At 65.2% G+C, this 1,945-nt stretch carries 2 protein-coding genes; both read right to left on the bottom strand.

What is annotated here, in order from left to right:
• Nucleotides 1–129 precede the first annotated feature (129 nt).
• Nucleotides 130–1,251, bottom strand: coding sequence for an integrase core domain-containing protein (locus EFY87_RS19885; RefSeq protein ID WP_123273223.1), 1,122 nt, complete (start codon nucleotides 1,249–1,251; stop codon nucleotides 130–132).
• A complete protein-coding gene (locus EFY87_RS19880; protein WP_123273222.1) occupies nucleotides 1,242–1,601 on the bottom strand; it encodes a helix-turn-helix domain-containing protein in 360 nt (119 codons plus the stop codon). Before EFY87_RS19880 ends, EFY87_RS19885 begins: the two co-directional genes overlap by 10 nt.
• Between the last annotated feature and the right edge of the window lie 344 nt (nucleotides 1,602–1,945).

Raw genomic sequence — 1,945 nt, 5'->3', positions numbered from 1 at the left:
CAGGGATGAAGCCGACGCCGATGGGGTCGTGTGGCCGGAGTTGGAGTACGCCGAGTTCCAGGTACTGAGGATGCAAACCAAGCTGCACCAGTGCGCGGCGTATCTGAGATAACTAACCAGTTCGGGTTTTTAAATGTCCGTATCCGGGCTGGTTGGGGTGCTCGTAGTTTGCCGTGTTTGGCGGCGGGTGGCAATCCGGTGTTCTCGGGCAGCGGCCAGGCCGTCTTGGTGGGCCTTGCGGATCTGCTCGCCGCGGCCGTGGTGTTCGTCGTCGGGGGTGACGTAGCCGATGCCCTCGTGTAACCGGACGGTGTTGTAGTGCTCCCTTCTGGCGTCGAGCTCGGCGCGCATGACGGCTGGGTCGGTGATGGTGTCCAGGTGCGGGTTCTCGCCTTTGAGGTGGCCGAAGAACGACTCGATCCACGCTTGGTCGTTCGGCGTGCCGGGCCGGCCGAAGTGTTGCGCGATCCGGGCGATCGCCATGAACTGGGCGGTGTTGGACGAGCGCATCTGCGGGCCGTTATCGGACACGGCCAGCAGCGCCGGGACACGGTCGTCGTTGTCGGGTAGGTCTCCGGTAGCCAGCTGCTCGGCGAACTCGGTGTCCTCCAGCAACCAGGCCTTGCCGTCGGCTTCCAGGGCGGCGATGAACGCGGTCTGCACTTGCACCCATGTCTCCTCGGGGGAGAACACGGTCGCCAGCCAGTACCGGGAGACCACGTCCACGACCGCGATCGCGCACCAGGTCGGCAAGCCCCGAAAGTGCGTGAAGTCGTAGATGTAGATCTGCCCAGGCACCAGCTCGACCCAGTCCGGCCACGGCGTCTTACCCCGCCGCTGCGTCGGCGCGGGAAGCCCGGGCAGCCGCATGCCGGCCTCGAACAGGACTCGTAACACGGTCGATTCACTCACATAGACCTGTTCGAGGCGGGAACCGCGGTGCGCGAGCTTGCGGTGCGACAGGTCGACCTGGCCCCAGTCCTTGGCCAGTTGCACGATCGCGTCCTTCTCCCAGTCCAGCAATGCGTGCAGTGCCTCCCCGGCTGGTGGGCCCGGGGTCTGGTCGACCAACTGTGATCCGGCAGCCTGTTTGGCCGCCCAGGCGATCACCCGGGCGTGGTCGACACCGAGCTGCCGGCACGCCCACCGGGCCGAGAACCCCTGCCCGGTGGCGTGCTCGACCAGCTCCAGCAGCCCCACCTTCACCGGCCCATCGACACGTGGTGGGACCAGGCCGGCGTTCAGTCCCAACTGTCTTTTCCCCGTTCGAGGTGCAGCACCACGGCCTGCTCACAAATCGTGGCCTTCAACCGGTCAATCTCCGCGCGCGCCTCGTCCAGCTCGGCCTGCTCGGCGGACTTGCCCCGCCGGCCGGGCACGGCCGCCGCCAACGCGTCCAGGGCACCCTGCTTCGCCGTGGCGCAGATCGCCCGGATCGTGGTCCGGTCCACCCCGTACTGCTCGGCCAGCTCCCGCTGCGTCGCCGAGGATGTCAGGGTTGAGGTGTAGATCTCATACTTCTGCGACGGCGCGAGCTTCTTACGCTTACCCCGCCTCGGCCCACCAGTCGCGGTACCGCTCGTAGCATCCCTACTGACCATCAGTTCTCTCCTTGCTCTGGTTGCGAATCCAACCAGCAAGGACGAGGAGAATTAAAACCGGTCCCTGGTTAGCGATCTCTGACGCAGCAAGAGTGGGCTGCCGGTGATCCTCACCGGCGGTTTGATGATCTGTTCAACCTCGTAGTCGATCCCGCGTTTCTGGTGGTGGCGTGGGCTCGAGTGCGGGGTAACAAGGGCGCCCGTTCGGCTGGCGTGGATGGGCGGACTGCCTATTACGTGGAGCGCGAACGCCCTGCGTGTCAAGGTGAGTTGAGTCCAGTGCCCGTTAGCAAAGTTGACCCCTGCAGGGCGAGTTGAGGAACCTGATTTTTGATGAGTAGTTC

The sequence above is a fragment of the Flexivirga caeni genome (assembly GCF_003724155.1).
GTDB lineage: Bacteria > Actinomycetota > Actinomycetes > Actinomycetales > Dermatophilaceae > Flexivirga > Flexivirga caeni.
Note: the sequence above shows the minus strand (reverse complement) of the source record. Positions and strands in the feature narration are given on the sequence as shown.

Bases quoted from the DNA above. Each gene is read 5' to 3' on its own strand.
- EFY87_RS19880 (WP_123273222.1), bottom strand. From the start codon at position 1,601: ATGGTCAGTAGGGATGCTACGAGCGGTACCGCGACTGGTGGGCCGAGG.